Origin of the sequence: Brevibacterium sp. LS14 (genome assembly GCF_012027885.1) — a bacterium.
Classification (GTDB): Bacteria; Actinomycetota; Actinomycetes; order Actinomycetales; family Brevibacteriaceae; genus Brevibacterium; species Brevibacterium casei.
Window position 1 is genome coordinate 118,780 of the sequence record NZ_SJXG01000060.1, and the last position, 14,176, is coordinate 132,955.

Below are 14,176 nucleotides of genomic sequence, written 5' to 3' on the forward strand. Positions count from 1 at the left end.
TCATGGGACTGTTTTCACGTTTCTCCAAGAAGTCGTCACCGGAGACTGACGAGACCCCGGACACCGAGGTCGTCGACCGGGACGAGACCGACTCAGCCGTGGACTCCGAGACGGAGGTCGCCGAGGCGGATGCCTCCGACGAGTCCACCTCCGACGAATCCGCCTCCGACGACGTCGTCGAGACGGAGGCGGAGACCGAGGACCTCGACGAGGATGCGATGCTCGAGAAGTCCGCTCCCTTCGACCGCTCCGAGAAGGGTCCTTTCGACGCGGCCGAGGACTACCCCGAGCTCAACCGCCTCGACCTCGGGGCGCTCAAGGTCCCCGTCGTCGACGGCATGCAGATCCGACTCGACACCGACGACGAGACCGAGCGCGTGCTCGCCGTCACCCTCATCCACGACGGCGGCGGTGTGCAGCTCCAGGCATTCGCGACCCCGCGCTCCGAAGGCCTGTGGAACACCGTGCGCCGCCAGCTCGCGACGAGCGTCGAAGCGCAGGGCGGCGAGTGCACCGAACTCCACACCGGCCTCGGTCGTGAGCTCGCCGTCGAGGTTCCCGCGAAGTCCGAAGACGGGCGCCCGAGCAGGCGCGCGATGCGCTTCGCCGGCATCGACGGCCCCCGCTGGTTCATCCGCGCCGTGTTCTCCGGCAAGGCCGTCACCGACACCGAGGTGAGGGCCGAGCTCAGCGCCCTCGTCCGCGGCGTCGTCGTCGACCGCGGGCAGGAGGCGATGGCTCCCCGAGAGCTCATCGTGCTCACCGCCCCCGAGGTCGAGGCCGCCGAGGAGGAGACGGACGAGACCGAGGACATCAACCCGTTCGCCCGCGGACCCGAGATCACCGAGGTCCGCTGATCCCATGCGCGGACTCATCTCCCGCCTCAGCCACGGCTTCGGGTCTCGCGACGACGACGCGCGCGAGGACCTGCGGCTGGCCAGCCGGATCCCCGGCGTCTCGTGCATCGACACCGTCCCGTCCCGGTCGACGGTGCGCGTGGCCGGCGTCGTCAGCTCCCTGACCCGGTCGACGAACAGTGACAATCCGCGGCTGACGATCACCGTCTCCGACGGCACCGGCGAAGTCGAGGCACAGTTCCTCGGCCGCCGGGAGATCAGCGGCATCAGGCCCGGTGCGCTCATCGTCCTCGAAGGCCGCTTCTGCGACCGCGACGGTCTCCTGCGCGCCCACAACCCCGTCTACGAGCTCGTCGCCTCCCGCGACGACTGAGCACCCTCCGACGGGTGCTCAGCGCTCGCGTCCGCTCACTTCGCTGTGGCCTGGAGCAGGCTGAGCAGCGCCCCCTGCTGATCGGGGGAGGAGAGGAAGAAGAGTTCGTCTCCTGCCTCGATGACGTCGTCCGGGCTCGGCGCGAACGCCCGTGCGTTGCGGATGATCGCGACGAGGACCGTGTCGACGGGGAAGCTGATGTTCCCGATCCTGGAGGCGACGAGTTCCGAGGTCTCGTTGACGGTGAACTCCATGAGCCCCGCCTGCCCCCGTTCGAAGCTCATGAGATGGACGAGGCCGCCGACCTCGACGGCCTCCTCGACGAGCGCGGTCATCAGCCTCGGCGTCGACACGGCGACATCGACGCCCCAGTTGTCGTCGAAGAGCCATTCGTTCTTCGGGTTGTTCACCCGGGACACCGTCCTGGGCACCCCGAACTCCGTCTTCGCAAGCAGGGAGAGGACGAGGTTGGTCTTGTCGTCACCGGTCGCGGCGACGACGACGTCGGCCTCCTCGAGGTGGGCCTCGCCGAGACCGGAGAGCTCGCACGCATCGGAGAGCAGCCATTCGGCGCCGGGGATCTTCTCGTGCCCGAGCGCCTCCTTGCTCTGATCGATGAGGAGGACGGAGTGGTGCTTGTCGAGCAGCTCCCTGGCCACGGAGCGGCCGACGGATCCGGCGCCGGCGATGACGACTCTCATTCTTCTTCCTCCCTGGCGGTCACGGGCTTGTCGAGGATGCGCTCGATCTCGCTGAGGCGACCGACCGGACACATGAGGTGGACGAGGTCGCCGTCCTGGATGAGCAGTTCGTCGGTGGCGACGATGCCCTCGGAGAGTCGGGTGACGTAGGCGACCCGCGCGCCGGTGGCCTCCTCGATCTCCGCGATGGGTCTGGCCACCCACCCGGGGTCGAGGTGGACCTCGGCGAGGACGAGGTTGCCTGAGGGCTCCCGGAACTCGGTGATCGAGCCCTGCGGGACGAGTTTGCGCATCACCTGCTCCGCCGTCCAGCGCACCGTGGGAACCGTGGGGATGCCGAGGCGTTCGAAGACCTGCGCGCGGTCGGGGTCGTAGATCCGGGCGGCGACGTTCGGGACGCCGAAGGTCTCCCGGGCGACACGCGCGGCGAGGATGTTGGAATTGTCTCCGCTCGAGACGGCGGCGAAGGCGAACGCGTCGGCGGTGCGGGCCTGGGTGAGGGTCTCCCGGTCGAATCCGAAGCCGGTGATCGTCGCACCCTTGAAGTCGGGTCCGAGCTTGAGGAAGGCGTCGGGGTCACGATCGACGACGGCAACCGAGTGGCCATTCGCATCGAGTGCTTTGGCCAGCGTTGCCCCGACTCGGCCGCAGCCCATGATGACGAAGTGCATGGTATCCCTTCTCGGCACGTGCTCTACCATTGGTGCTCGTGGCCAGCAGTTTTTCTGATGCCGTCAAAAGACTACTCGTTGGACGGCCGTTCCGCAGTGAGGACAGGCGCGCACCCGCGCTCAAGAAGCGCATCGCTATGCCCGTCTTCGCCTCGGACATGCTCTCCTCGGTCGCATACGCCCCCGACGAGATCCTCCTCGCGCTCTCACTGACGACGCTCGTCTCGATCACCGTGGCCCCGTGGATCGGCGTCGCCGTCGGCGCCGTCATCCTCGTCATCGTCGCCTGCTACCGGCTCAACGTCCGCGCCTACCCGTCAGGCGGCGGCGACTACGAGGTCGCGTCGAAGAACCTCGGCCCCAAGGCCGGTCTCATCGTCGCCGCCGCCCTCCTCGTCGACTACGTGCTCACGCTCGCGGTGTCGATGACGGTCTTCGCCGCCTACATCACCACGGCCTTCCCTCTGCTCGCGCCCTACCGGGTGCCGGTGGCGATCGTCGGCATCGTCGTCATCTCCCTCCTCGGCCTCCGCGGATCACGGGCACGGCCCGTGCTGCTCGCGATCCCCACCTACCTCTTCCTCGGCGCCGTCTTCCTCACGATGATCGTCGGCCTGCTCATGGTCGCCCAAGGCGACGTCCCGCAGGCGGAGACGGCGGACTACACGATCGTCCACGACGAGCTGGCCGACCAGGCGAGCCTGGGACTCGCGACGGTCCTCATCGTGCTCCGCGCCTTCTCCTCGGGTTCGGTGGCGCTCGCCGGCGTCCAGACCGTGGCCACCGCGGTTCCCGCGTTCGCGAAGCCGCGCGGGAAGAACGCCGGCAACACCCTCGTCCTCTCCGGGTTCCTCGCCGCGATCATGCTCACGGGGCTGACCTACCTCGCCTCGGTGACCGGGGTGAAGTACGTCGACGATCCGCACCTCTATCTCGTCCGCGCCGACGGCAGTCCCGTCTCGGCCGAGTACGAACAGGAACCGGTCCTCGGTCAGCTCGCGCACACGATCTTCGCCGACACCCCGATCATGTTCTACATCGTCGTCCTCGTCGCCGCGCTCGTCCTCATCGTCGCCGCGAACACCGCCGTCGAGGGCTTCCCCGGACTGGCATCGCGGCTGGCCAGGGACGCCTTCCTGCCCCGCCAGCTCGCGAGCAAGGGCGACCGGCTCACCTTCTCCAACGGCATCCTCCTCCTCGCCGTCGCAGCGATCATCCTCGTGGTGGCGACGAACGCCTCGGCGACGACGCTCATCCAGCTCTACCTCGTCGGCGTGTTCGCGAGCTTCGTCGTCGGGCAGCTCGGCATGGTGCTCCACTGGAACAAGCGCCTGCGCCTGGTCATCGACCCGAAGGCGCGGATGCGGATGCGCATCAACCGGCTCATCAACGGGGTCGGCTGCGTCATCGCCGCCGGCGTGCTCATCGTCGTCATCGTCTCGAAGTTCCTCGCCGGCGCCTGGATCGCCGTGGCCGCGATGGCCGTGCTCTACCTCGTCATGGGCGCCATCCACCGCCACTACTCACGGGTGGCGAGCGAACTCGCCCCCGACGCCGAGGTCGACTCGCGCACGATCCCGTCGAACACGCACGCGATCGTCGTCGTCAACGACATCAACAAGCCCACCCTGCGGGCACTCGCCTACGCCCGGGTGGCCCGGTCGAGCCAGCTCGAGGCCGTCACCGTCGCCGTCGACGAGGAGGCCGCGGAGAGGCTGCAGCGACGGTGGAACGAGATGGAGCTGCCGGTGCCTCTGACGGTGCTCGCCTCGCCCTACCGTGAGCTCGTCCGCCCCCTGCTCGCCCATGTGCTCGCGATCCGCAGGCGCTCCCCGCGCGACCTCGTCATCGTCTACATCCCGCAGTACATCGTCGGCCGCTGGTGGGAGCACATCCTCCACAACCAGGTCGCCCTCAAACTGCGCACGAGACTCCTCCTCGTCCCCAATGTCGTCGTCGTCTCCGTCCCGTGGCGGCTGCGCTCCTATTCGCGTCAGCATCGCGGCGACGGTCCCGACGCCGAACTTCCCCTCTACGGACAGGCCTGAGATCGTGAGCCCCCACACCCCCGCCTCCGCACACCCGAACGGCGAGGACCTCGTCCTGCGCATCGAGGGTCCCGCCGCCGGCGGCTCGTTCGTCGCCCGCGACGACGGCCGCGTCGTCTTCGTCTCCGGGGCCCTGCCCGGCGAGCTCGTCCGCGCCCGCACCGTGCCGGGACCGGGGAAGGTGCTCCGTGCCGAGGTCACCGAGGTCCTCGAGGCCTCCGAGCATCGCGTCCCCGACCGTCGGATCGATTACCTCGCCGAGGCGGCCGGTCCCGACGACCGGGGCGCCGGCGGTCTGTTCGGGGGCATGGAGTTCGCCCACGTCGACCTCGCCCACAGCCGTGACCTCAAAGCGGAGATCGTCACCGACCAGCTGCGGCGCCTCGGGGGACTCGACCGGGAGGTCACCGTGTCCGCCGCACCCGGGGAGACGACGGGCACGGACTGGCGCACCCGTGTTCAGCTCGCCGTCGACCGGCACGGCGAGCTCGGCATGGTCAGGTCCCGCAGCCACGACGTCGTCGCCGTGGGTCGCGCACCGCTCGCCGTGACCTCCATCGCCGAGGTGGACCTCGGCACCGTGCGCCTGCCCGGTGCCGAGCGCGTCGAGTTCGCCGCGACGGGGCAGACCGGTGCCGTCATCGTCCGCGGGGCGGTCGAGGACACGGCGCTGCGCGACTTCGCCGAGGCCCTGCCCGAGGACTGGTCGCTGCTCACCGGACCGGCAGCGCCGCCGCGGCAGACGGCACGCCGCGGACACGATCGCCGCGCCCGCGGCCGGCACCGCGGCAGTGCGCACCGCTCCCACGGGGGCTCTGCGGCGGGGGAGCCCACTGGGCCTCTGCAGGTTCACCGGGGCACTGAGACCCTCACGGAGACCGTGGCTGGTCGCGACTTCACGGTCTCCGCCGACGGCTTCTGGCAGGTCCACGAGCAGGCGGCAGCGCTGCTCAGCGACCGCGTCGTCGCAGCCCTGCCCGACGACGCCCGTGAGATCGTCGACCTCTACTGCGGGGTCGGGCTGCTCGGCATCGGCGCGGCCGCGGCCACGGGCGCGCGCCTCTACGGCGTCGAAGGAGTGGGACCGGCGATCGAGCACGCGCGGACCAATGCCGCCGGTCTCGACGCCGAGTTCGTCGCCGGACGGGTCGACACCGCCACACTGCCTGACTCCGACGTCGTCATCCTCGACCCGCCCCGCGCGGGAGCGGGGAAGGCTGTGACCGACCGCCTCGTCGAATCGGGTCCGGACTCGATCGTCTACGTCTCCTGCGATGCGGGCACGCTCGCCCGCGACCTCGCCGCCCTCACCGCCGGCGGCTACGCGATCGAGAGCCTCGAGGGCTTCGACCTCTTCCCACTCACCGCACACATCGAGACGGTCACGGTCCTCCGGCGCTGAGCCGGCACCTCGGCCGGGGACGGGAGCGCCCCCGGACGGTTCGGCAGGACCGGACGGCCGCCTCGGCGAGGGACTGACTCAGTGGACGCCGGACCTGCGGGGGAGGAGGACGAGGACGATGAGGGCGAGGAACGTCGTGAGGAATCCCCACAGGCCCCACCAGCCGCCCGAGCGCCCCTTCTCCTTGGCGACGGTCTGGCAGACGACGGCGAAGATGATGCCGACGAGCAGGGCGCCGAAGCCGAAGCCGGCGCCGAGGGTGAACGGATCCATGGTCTCTCCTCATTCAGGGGTCCGTCGACGGAGCGGACAGTGCTGTGTTCTCGCTCCAGACTAGGACCGGGCGGGCCGCCGGCGCCGTGGTGCGAACCGGACGAGGTGGGGAGGAAAACCCGAGCCTGCCCTGTCCGAATGGCGACTCGCCGAGGTGGTCATCGGCAGGGGAATGCGCTAGAATTTATCTTGACGTCAAGATACTTTTGGAAACAATTGTGTCGCGTAAATCGGTGCGCGCGCAGGGCCTGGCCCGGTTTCTTGGATGAGTGTCGAATGAAACAGGAGAATCACGATGAGCAACGTCGATACGTTCGAATCGAAGAGCACCCTGACCGTGGGCGATACGGACTACGAGATCTATCGCCTCGACGCGGTCCCCGGGGCGGAGAAGCTTCCCTTCAGCCTCAAGGTGCTGCTGGAGAACCTGCTGCGCACCGAAGACGGTGCCAACATCACCGAGGAGCACATCAAGGCCCTCGCGAACTGGGATCCCAGCGCCGACCCGAGCACGGAGATCCAGTTCACCCCGGCCCGTGTGGTCATGCAGGACTTCACCGGCGTGCCCTGCATCGTCGACCTCGCCACGATGCGTGAGAAGGTCGCGGAGCTCGGCGGCGATCCGGACAAGGTCAACCCGCTCGCCCCGGCCGAGCTCGTCATCGACCACTCCGTCCAGATCGACGCCTTCGGCACGGCCGACGCGATCGAGCGCAACATGGACATCGAGTACGAGCGCAACGGCGAGCGCTACCAGTTCCTCCGCTGGGGCCAGACCGCGTTCGACGACTTCAAGGTCGTGCCTCCCGGCATGGGCATCGTCCACCAGGTCAACATCGAATACCTCGCCCGCGTCGTCATGCCGCGTGAGGTCGACGGAGTGCTCCGCGCCTACCCCGACACGCTCGTCGGCACCGACTCGCACACGACGATGGTCAACGGCCTCGGCGTCCTCGGCTGGGGTGTGGGCGGCATCGAGGCCGAGGCCGCGATGCTCGGCCAGCCCGTCTCGATGCTCATCCCGCGCGTCGTCGGCTTCAAGCTCACCGGGGAGATCCCCTCGGGCGTGACCGCCACCGACGTCGTCCTCACGATCACCGACATGCTCCGCCAGCACGGCGTCGTCGGCAAGTTCGTCGAGTTCTACGGTGAGGGCGTGGCCTCGGTGCCGCTGGCCAACCGTGCGACGATCGGCAACATGAGCCCAGAGTTCGGCTCGACCGCCGCGATCTTCCCGATCGACGACGTCACCATCGACTACCTCAAGCTCACGGGCCGCTCGCCCGAGCAGATCCAGCTCGTCGAGGACTACGCGAAGACCCAGGGGCTGTGGCACGATCCGGCGAACGAGGTCGCCTACTCCGAGTACCTCGAGCTCGACCTCTCCACGGTCGTGCCCTCGATCTCGGGACCGAAGCGTCCGCAGGACCGCATCGAGCTCTCCGATGCCAAGAGCCAGTTCGCCAAGGACATCCACAACTACGCCGCTCCCGGCGAGGAGTCGAAGTCGGCACCCGTGTCGACCGGTGACGGACGGAACTTCGAGCTGGCCAACGGCGCCGTGGCGATCGCCTCGATCACCTCGTGCACGAACACCTCGAACCCCTCTGTCATGCTCGCCGCAGGTCTGCTCGCCCGCAACGCGCGCAAGCGCGGACTCAACTCGAAGCCGTGGGTGAAGACCTCGATCGCACCGGGGTCGAAGGTCGTCACCGACTACTACACGAAGGCCGGGCTCATCGAGGATCTCGAGGCGCTCAACTTCTTCGTCGTCGGCTACGGCTGCACGACCTGCATCGGCAACTCGGGTCCCCTCGACGCCGAGATCTCCGAGTCCATCCAGGACAACGACCTCGCCGTGACCGCAGTGCTCTCGGGCAACCGCAACTTCGAGGGCCGCATCAGCCCCGACGTGAAGATGAACTACCTCGCCTCGCCTCCGCTGGTCATCGCCTACGCGCTGGCGGGAACGATGGACTTCGACTTCGAGAACCAGCCGCTGGGCAAGGACTCCGAAGGCGTCGACGTCTACCTCAAGGACCTCTGGCCCTCGCCTGAGGAGGTCCAGTCGGTCATCGACTCCTCGATCTCCACCGACATGTTCGACACCGAGTACGGTCGGATCTTCGACGGTGACGAGCGCTGGCAGGCGCTGCAGACCCCCGAAGGCGCGATCTTCGAGTGGGACGAGAACTCGACCTACGTGCGCAAGCCGAACTACTTCGACGGCATGACGCTCGAGACCGTCCCGGTCACCGACATCGAGGGCGCCCGCGTGCTCGCGAAGCTCGGCGACTCGGTGACGACCGACCACATCTCGCCCGCGGGCTCCTTCAAGGCCGACACCCCGGCCGGCAAGTACCTCGTCGAGCACGGCGTCGAGCGCAAGGACTTCAACTCCTACGGTTCGCGTCGCGGCAACCACGAGGTGATGATCCGCGGCACGTTCGCGAACATCCGTCTGGCCAATCAGCTCCTCGACGGAGTCCAGGGCGGGTTCACCCGCGACTTCACGCAGGAGGGTGCGCCGCAGACGACGATCTACGACGCGTCCGTGAACTACCAGGCCGCGGGCATCCCGCTCGTCGTCCTCGGCGGCAAGGAGTACGGTTCGGGATCCTCGCGCGACTGGGCGGCCAAGGGCACGAAGCTGCTCGGCGTCCGCGCGGTCATCGCTGAGAGCTTCGAGCGCATCCACCGTTCGAACCTCATCGGCATGGGCGTCCTGCCGCTGCAGTTCCCCGTCGGCGAATCGGCCGAGTCGCTCGGACTCGACGGCACCGAGACCTTCTCGATCACCGGTGTCACCGAGCTCAACGAGGGCACGACCCCGAAGACCGTCAAGGTCTCAGCGACCAAGGACGACGGCACGACCGTCGACTTCGACGCCGTGGTGCGCATCGACACCCCGGGTGAGGCCGACTACTACCGCAACGGCGGCATCCTCCAGTACGTGCTCCGTCAGCTCGCGACTGCCTGATCCGCTCGGACGACGTCCCCCGTTCCGGCCCTCATGGGGTCGGGGCGGGGGACGTTCGCGTTCGGCCGCCTCGGCGGGATGGGGTGCGTGCGTCCGCCTCGGCGGGGACGGCCCGGGTCGACCGCCTCGGCGAGGTGGGGCTCCTGCGGACCCCGCACCCTCAGCCGCACACACAACCTCTGCAACGGTTGTTTTTCGCGCTCCGGGTGCGGGATGCGGAGCTCCGCCGAGGTTGTCGTGCCACAGGTGCGTTGTGCGGCTGACGGTGTGGTGTGCAGTGTCGGGTGCGGAGCGCGGCCAAGGGTGTTGGGTGCGGGGTGGGAGACTTCGCCGAGGTGCGGGCATGGGTTCAAGGCACGGGGAGACGTACCCCGTGGGCGACGTGCCGAGCGTGACCGGCGACACGAATCTTCGAGGCAAGCTGGGTTGCGTGTAGCCGACGCGCTAAAATGTTCCGAGTGGTACCACCTGCACCATCGCGATCGACCGATCGTCGATCGCCGTCCCATCCGAGAAGCGAGGCCGCATGACATTCCTTGAGTCGATCGAGTCGCCTGAGGACCTGCGCGGACTCGACTCGGCCGAGTGCGAAGTGCTCGCGAAGGAGATCCGCGACTACCTCGTCACGACGGTCGCGGGCACGGGCGGGCATCTCGGCCCCAACCTCGGCGTGGTCGAGCTGACGATGGGACTGCACCGGGTCTTCGACTCCCCACACGACACGATCCTCTTCGACGTCGGCCACCAGACCTACGTCCACAAGCTGCTCACCGGGCGGATGGCCGAGTTCGGCACTCTGCGCCAGCGCCACGGCCTCTCCGGCTACCCCAGCCGCGCCGAGAGCGACCATGACGTCATCGAGAACTCCCACGCCTCGGCGTCCCTGTCGTGGGCCGACGGCATCGCCAAGGCCCACCAGCTCAAGGGCGAGAGCGACCGTCATGTCGTCGCCGTCATCGGCGACGGTGCGCTCACCGGCGGCATGGCCTGGGAGGCGCTCAACACCATCGCCGCCGACACCTCGACCCCGCCGCGCAAACTCGTCATCGTCGTCAACGACAACGGCCGCTCCTACGCCCCGACCGTCGGCGGGTTCGCCGCCCACCTTGACGAGCTGCGGACGACCTCCGGCTACGAGAAGCTCCTCTCGTGGGGCAAGTCGACGCTCCGGCAGTCCGGTGCCCCCGGCCGTGCCGCGTACAGCGCGATCCACGGGGTGAAGAAGGGGCTCAAGGACATGGTCAGCGCCGAGCAGACCGGCATGTTCGACGAACTCGGCATCAAATACCTCGGCCCTGTCGACGGCCACGACCTCGAGAGCGTCGAGAAGGCTCTGGCCCGGGCCAAGCAGTACGAGGGCGGACCCGTCATCGTCCACATGATCACCCAGAAGGGGCAGGGCTACGACCCTGCCGTCAACGACGACGCCGACCAGTTCCACTCCGTCGGCGTCATCGACCCGGTCACCGGCCGTTCGACTCCGTCGAAGCAGGCGTCGTGGACCTCGGTCTTCGGCGACGAGGTGCTCGAGATCGCTCGCGACCGCGACGACGTCGTCGCCGTGACCGCAGCGATGCTCCTGCCCGTGGGGCTCGCGAAGTTCGCCGAGGCCTACCCCGAGCGCGTCTTCGACGTCGGCATCGCCGAACAGCACGCCGTCGCCTCAGCCGCCGGCCTCGCCTACGGCGGACTCCATCCGATCGTGTGCATCTACGCGACCTTCCTCAACCGGGCCTTCGACCAGATCCTCATGGACGTCGCCCTCCACGGGCAGGGCGTGACCTTCGTCCTCGACCGCGCCGGCATCACCGGCCCCGACGGGGCCAGCCACCACGGCGTCTGGGACATGGCGATGCTGCGCATCGTCCCCGGCCTCAAGCTCGCCGCCCCCCGCGACGGGGCACGCCTGACCGAGGAGCTGCGCGAAGCCGTCGCGATCTCCGACGCCCCCACCGTCATCCGCTTCCCGCGCGGCAGCGTCGGCGCGGACGTGCCCGCTCTCACGCGCACCGCCGACGGCGTCGACGTCATCCGCGAGATCCCTGCCGGTCAGGCCAAGGACGTCCTCATCGTCTCCGTCGGACCGTTCGCCGCCCGGGCCCAGGACGTCGCCGAGGCGCTGGCCGCGAAAGGTCTGTCTGCGACGATCGTCGACCCCCGGTGGGTGCTGCCGGTGCCCGACAGCGTCATCGAGTTCGCGAGCGAGCACAGCCTCGTCGCCGTCATCGAGGACGGGGTCCGCCTCGGCGGCATCGGTTCGCGCATCCGCAGCGACCTGCGGGCCGCCGACTCCCGCATCGGCGTCGTCGAACTCGGTGCCCCGGACGAGTTCCTCCCGCAGGGCACCCGCGACGAGATCCTCGAGTACATCGGCCTCGACGTGCCGACGATGGTCTCCGAGATCGTCAACGCCCTGCCCGCGGATGTGCGGGGACGGGCCGAACACGGCAGCCGTCGCGCCGTCTGAGCCTCAGACCTCAGCCTCAGACCAGAGCCTCAGGTCTCGGCGAACGCCGTCGGCCACTTCTCGGCGATCCACCCGCTCCAGTCCTCGGCGGCGCGGGCCCCGAAGTCGCCGACCGCCTCGGCGGAATCCGGCTCATCGAGCATCTCCCGCCACTCATCGAGTTCGGCCTGGGTGACGGGCCATTCCGTCTCCGGGGACCGGCGGTGGCGCTCGGCGATCCGTTCGGCCTGCATCTCCCTGCTGATCGGGAGATACTCTGTGCGTGCCACCGCTCCGACTCGGGCGGCGAGCCAGCTCAGGGCGACGCGCTCCTGCTTCCTCCAGAGTCCGAAGTCGAGGATCACCGAGGTGCCGGCGCGGAGGATCTCGAGCGCGGTGGCGATGAGCCTGCCCTCGAGGACCGGGCGCTGACCGTCCGGATCGGGGTCGCCGAAGAGCGGGCGCATCCATTCGTCGGGGGAGAGCCGGACGGCGGGCAGCGAGGCGGCGAGCTCTGCGGCGCGGGTCGACTTCCCGGCGCCGGCGAGGCCGACCATGAGGATGAGCTCGGGTGGGCGGACGAGTCGGGCCGCACTCTGACCGGCTGCACCCGGCCAGTGCGTTCCCTCACCGTGCTCGCTCATGCGCGAGGAAGTTCATCGAGCGCCGCTGAGAGCGGCGGGGCCGTGAGTGCGACCTGCCACGGCCTGCCCCCGTGCTCGGTGAGGAAGGCCTCGACGTCCTCGCGCCCGGAGGCGGCGAGCGACTTGACGAGAGCGGGCTGGAGGAGGACATCGTGGGGAATCGTGTGCTCCTCGGCCACCTCGGCGACTGCGGCCTTGAGCGCGGCGGTGCGCTCCTTGATCTCCGTGTGGCTGAATGGGGACCGGGGGAGTCGGCTCGGCTCACGTTTGGGAGGCAGTTCGTCGGGAGTGAGGCGAGCGGCCCTGCGCAGGGCCCGGAAGAGCCTCGCCGCGTCGGCACGGGAGAGCCGGGACCAGCGTCCGAGCAGGTCATCGCTCGAGCGGGCCCGCGACCGCGCCATGTCGATGAGCTCACGGTCGCGCAGCACCTTCGAGGGTGCGATGTCGACCTCGGAGGCCATCGCGTCCCTGGTCAGCCACAGTTCGCGGACCTTCGCGAGCTCGGCGCGCGAGGTGAGCTTCGCGAGCCCGCTCGTTCGTCGCCACGGCTCCGCATGGACCTTCGGACGGAAGTCGAGGAGGTGGGCGAACTCCTGCTCCGCGAACTCCCACTTGCCGGCCGCGACGAGCTCTGCGGCAAGGGCGTCGCGGATCGGCAGGAGCACCTCGACGTCGAGGGCGGCGTAGTTGAGCCACTCCTCCGGCAGGGGACGGGTCGACCAGTCGACGGCCGAATGCTCCTTGGCCAGACGGACGCCGAGCGTGCGTTCGGCGACCGCGGCGAGGCCGAACTTCTCCCACCCGAGGAGTCGGGCGGCGAGTTCGGTGTCGAAGAGCGCAGTGGGGACCATGCCGCGATCCTGCAGGCACGGCAGGTCCTGGGTGACGGAGTGGATGACCCACTCGCCGCCGCTGAGGGCTGCGTTGAGCGCCGACAGGTCCCCGAGCTCCTCGGAGTCGAGGAGGACGGTGCCCGCACCGGCGCGGCGCAGCTGGACGAGGAAGGCGCGCTGACCGTAGCGGATGCCCGAGGCGCGTTCGGCGTCGATCGCGATGGGACCGGAGCCTGCGGCGAGACCGGCGCGCACCTCGGCGAAGGCCTCTGAGGTGTCGACGACGGGTGGGACGCCGTGTTCGGGCACGGAGAGAAGCGGTGGTTCGGTAGTCATCGACGTCGCCCGGGCAGGGCTGATACTCCTTCAGGCAGGGGCGGGAGGCCCGCGACGGTGCACAGCAGATCGATCCAGGCCTCGAGATGATCGCCGATCATCTCCGGTTCGGTGATGATCGGCGTCCACGAGGCGCGCAGCTCCAAGTCTATCGTCGCCGGTCTCGTCGCCAGCGTCCCGAAGCTCTCCGAGAGCACTCGGGTCGTCGTCCCGCCGGCTGCGACGAGTTCGCAGTCATTGGCCTCGAGGGCATCCTCGAGCCACGACCAGGCGACGTGGCCGAGCATCGTCTCGTTGCCGAGCTCGTGTTCGAGTTCGGCCCGGATGTAGGAGACGATCCGGAACGAGCCCTCCCACTCCTCGGGGGCCTCGGGGTCGAAGAGGACGACGATGCGTCCGGTCGCGAGCTCCTCGATCGACTCACCGCTGGCGGTGATGAAGTTCTCGTCGGCCGTGACCTCGGCACCGAGGGCATAGGAGTAGGGCGCGAGCTTCGCGGGAGCCGGGATCTCCGAGATCGAGACGTTGTTCGTGTCCCGGGCTTCACGGAGCACCGACGTCACGGCGCTGAACTCCGCCGGTATGCGGTTGAGAGGCGAGGTGTTGACCACA

The 14,176-nt window shown here is 69.0% G+C and carries 12 protein-coding genes; 6 read left to right on the top strand and 6 right to left on the bottom strand.

The features are described 5' to 3' along the window. Positions 1 to 2 precede the first annotated feature (2 nt). Entirely contained in the window at positions 3 to 857 is an 855-nt protein-coding gene (locus EZE58_RS15025) for a DUF3710 domain-containing protein (protein ID WP_063250166.1), read from the top strand. Between the two features lie 4 nt (positions 858 to 861). Further along, positions 862 to 1,230 carry an OB-fold nucleic acid binding domain-containing protein gene (locus EZE58_RS15030; protein ID WP_009377004.1) on the top strand — a complete coding sequence of 123 codons (369 nt, stop codon included), beginning with the start codon at positions 862 to 864 and terminating at the stop codon, positions 1,228 to 1,230. A 35-nt stretch (positions 1,231 to 1,265) separates the two neighbouring features. Here the strand turns inward: EZE58_RS15030 and EZE58_RS15035 are convergent, their stop codons facing one another. Beyond that, positions 1,266 to 1,931: a TrkA family potassium uptake protein gene (locus tag EZE58_RS15035; RefSeq protein ID WP_009377006.1), complete on the bottom strand. Its 666-nt coding sequence runs from the start codon at positions 1,929 to 1,931 to the stop codon at positions 1,266 to 1,268. Further along, complete coding sequence (locus tag EZE58_RS15040) at positions 1,928 to 2,602, bottom strand: TrkA family potassium uptake protein (RefSeq protein WP_167560852.1); 675 nt, start codon at positions 2,600 to 2,602, stop codon at positions 1,928 to 1,930. Before EZE58_RS15040 ends, EZE58_RS15035 begins: the two co-directional genes overlap by 4 nt. Before the next feature lie 137 nt (positions 2,603 to 2,739). Between EZE58_RS15040 and EZE58_RS15045 the strand changes: the two genes are divergently transcribed. Continuing rightward, positions 2,740 to 4,650 (top strand): APC family permease, encoded by a 1,911-nt coding sequence (locus EZE58_RS15045; RefSeq protein ID WP_063250165.1) that lies wholly within the window; start codon positions 2,740 to 2,742, stop codon positions 4,648 to 4,650. A gap of 4 nt (positions 4,651 to 4,654) precedes the next feature. Further along, a complete protein-coding gene (locus EZE58_RS15050; protein ID WP_063250164.1) occupies positions 4,655 to 6,052 on the top strand; it encodes a methyltransferase in 1,398 nt (465 codons plus the stop codon). 78 nt (positions 6,053 to 6,130) lie between these two features. Here EZE58_RS15050 and EZE58_RS15055 read toward each other — a convergent pair whose 3' ends face one another. After that, complete coding sequence (locus tag EZE58_RS15055) at positions 6,131 to 6,325, bottom strand: hypothetical protein (RefSeq protein WP_009377015.1); 195 nt, start codon at positions 6,323 to 6,325, stop codon at positions 6,131 to 6,133. Between the two features lie 295 nt (positions 6,326 to 6,620). Here EZE58_RS15055 and acnA point away from each other — a divergent pair, with 295 nt between their 5' ends. Together acnA and dxs are read left to right on the top strand one after the other, a co-directional pair. Then, a complete protein-coding gene (gene acnA / locus EZE58_RS15060) occupies positions 6,621 to 9,305 on the top strand; it encodes an aconitate hydratase AcnA (protein WP_063250163.1) in 2,685 nt (894 codons plus the stop codon). A gap of 526 nt (positions 9,306 to 9,831) precedes the next feature. Then, positions 9,832 to 11,772 (top strand): 1-deoxy-D-xylulose-5-phosphate synthase, encoded by a 1,941-nt coding sequence (gene dxs, locus EZE58_RS15065; RefSeq protein ID WP_119296186.1) that lies wholly within the window; start codon positions 9,832 to 9,834, stop codon positions 11,770 to 11,772. Positions 11,773 to 11,801: 29 nt separating this feature from the next. Here the strand turns inward: dxs and EZE58_RS15070 are convergent, their stop codons facing one another. From EZE58_RS15070 to EZE58_RS15080, 3 genes are read right to left on the bottom strand one after another with little or no spacing between them, the layout of a single operon-like run. Beyond that, positions 11,802 to 12,395 (bottom strand): ATP-binding protein, encoded by a 594-nt coding sequence (locus EZE58_RS15070; RefSeq protein ID WP_119296187.1) that lies wholly within the window; start codon positions 12,393 to 12,395, stop codon positions 11,802 to 11,804. Next, entirely contained in the window at positions 12,392 to 13,564 is a 1,173-nt protein-coding gene (locus tag EZE58_RS15075) for an HRDC domain-containing protein (protein WP_063250161.1), read from the bottom strand. Before EZE58_RS15075 ends, EZE58_RS15070 begins: the two co-directional genes overlap by 4 nt. After that, positions 13,561 to 14,175 (bottom strand): DUF3000 domain-containing protein, encoded by a 615-nt coding sequence (locus EZE58_RS15080; protein WP_119296329.1) that lies wholly within the window; start codon positions 14,173 to 14,175, stop codon positions 13,561 to 13,563. The genes EZE58_RS15075 and EZE58_RS15080 overlap by 4 nt, the downstream gene beginning before the upstream one ends. Between the last annotated feature and the right edge of the window lies 1 nt (position 14,176).

What these genes read in the sequence shown, in the direction of transcription:
- EZE58_RS15025 (WP_063250166.1), top strand. Translation starts at nt 3, where the DNA reads ATGGGACTGTTTTCACGTTTCTCCAAGAAGTCGTCACCGGAGACTGAC.
- EZE58_RS15030 (WP_009377004.1), top strand. Translation starts at nt 862, where the DNA reads ATGCGCGGACTCATCTCCCGCCTCAGCCACGGCTTCGGGTCTCGCGAC.
- EZE58_RS15035 (WP_009377006.1), bottom strand. Translation starts at nt 1,931, where the DNA reads ATGAGAGTCGTCATCGCCGGCGCCGGATCCGTCGGCCGCTCCGTGGCC.
- EZE58_RS15040 (WP_167560852.1), bottom strand. Translation starts at nt 2,602, where the DNA reads ATGCACTTCGTCATCATGGGCTGCGGCCGAGTCGGGGCAACGCTGGCC.
- EZE58_RS15045 (WP_063250165.1), top strand. Translation starts at nt 2,740, where the DNA reads ATGCCCGTCTTCGCCTCGGACATGCTCTCCTCGGTCGCATACGCCCCC.
- EZE58_RS15055 (WP_009377015.1), bottom strand. Translation starts at nt 6,325, where the DNA reads ATGGATCCGTTCACCCTCGGCGCCGGCTTCGGCTTCGGCGCCCTGCTC.
- acnA (WP_063250163.1), top strand. Translation starts at nt 6,621, where the DNA reads ATGAGCAACGTCGATACGTTCGAATCGAAGAGCACCCTGACCGTGGGC.
- dxs (WP_119296186.1), top strand. Translation starts at nt 9,832, where the DNA reads ATGACATTCCTTGAGTCGATCGAGTCGCCTGAGGACCTGCGCGGACTC.
- EZE58_RS15070 (WP_119296187.1), bottom strand. Translation starts at nt 12,395, where the DNA reads ATGAGCGAGCACGGTGAGGGAACGCACTGGCCGGGTGCAGCCGGTCAG.
- EZE58_RS15075 (WP_063250161.1), bottom strand. Translation starts at nt 13,564, where the DNA reads ATGACTACCGAACCACCGCTTCTCTCCGTGCCCGAACACGGCGTCCCA.